Source organism: Synechococcus sp. R8-2 (assembly GCF_047461715.1).
Lineage (GTDB): Bacteria > Cyanobacteriota > Cyanobacteriia > Thermostichales > Thermostichaceae > Thermostichus.
Window position 1 is genome coordinate 1 of record NZ_JANSHQ010000612.1, and the last position, 638, is coordinate 638.

Genomic DNA, 638 nt, shown 5'->3' on the forward strand with positions numbered 1-638 from the left:
AGTCAGGGTCGGGTAGTTTACATTTACTTAACTGTTACTTAAAAGTTGTAGAAGAAAGCTCTGGCGGGGGCAGTGACGCTCAAGGGAGAGCTGCGGTGATCGGTTTCACCGTCCAAGAGAACATTTTCTGGTTAACTTTGGGGGGGATAGTCTGGATTATCCTGAGCAATCCCCAGTCTGAAGAAGGGGACAATCGACAGGGATCCCTTGATGAGGTTGACCATGGACTTGGGCTTGGTGGTGATTGCCTACAAAGAGGGGGATCGGGAGAGCAAAGCCGCCTGCCAGAGGTGTGCGGAGCAGTTGCGCCGGCGCGGTGTTACGGTGTTGACAGCTCCCACTGGCTTGCACCACAACCCCTACCCAGTCTTTTTGGAGGCCACCTCGGATCCCATCGATCTGGCAGTGGTGCTGGGGGGAGATGGCTCGGTGTTGGCGGCGGCACGATACCTGGCTCCCCATGGGATCCCGATTTTGCCGATCAAAGCGGGGGGTAGGCTGGGGTTTTTGGCCCAGTCGGAGCGGGTGCTGCAACAGGATCCCTGGGATCGCATTCAGGCAGGGGATTTTTTCTTGCAAGCCCGCATGATGTTGCAAGCCCAGATTTGGGAACAGCCGCAGTTGGGGCAAGGGGATCC

Annotated in this window: 1 protein-coding gene; it reads left to right on the forward strand. The window is 56.9% G+C overall.

Annotated features, from left to right (window positions below; genetic code table 11):
- Nucleotides 1–210: 210 nt before the first annotated feature.
- The coding region (locus NW819_RS13075) for an NAD(+)/NADH kinase (RefSeq protein WP_414414007.1) at nt 211–638 on the forward strand (428 nt) is incomplete at its 3' end.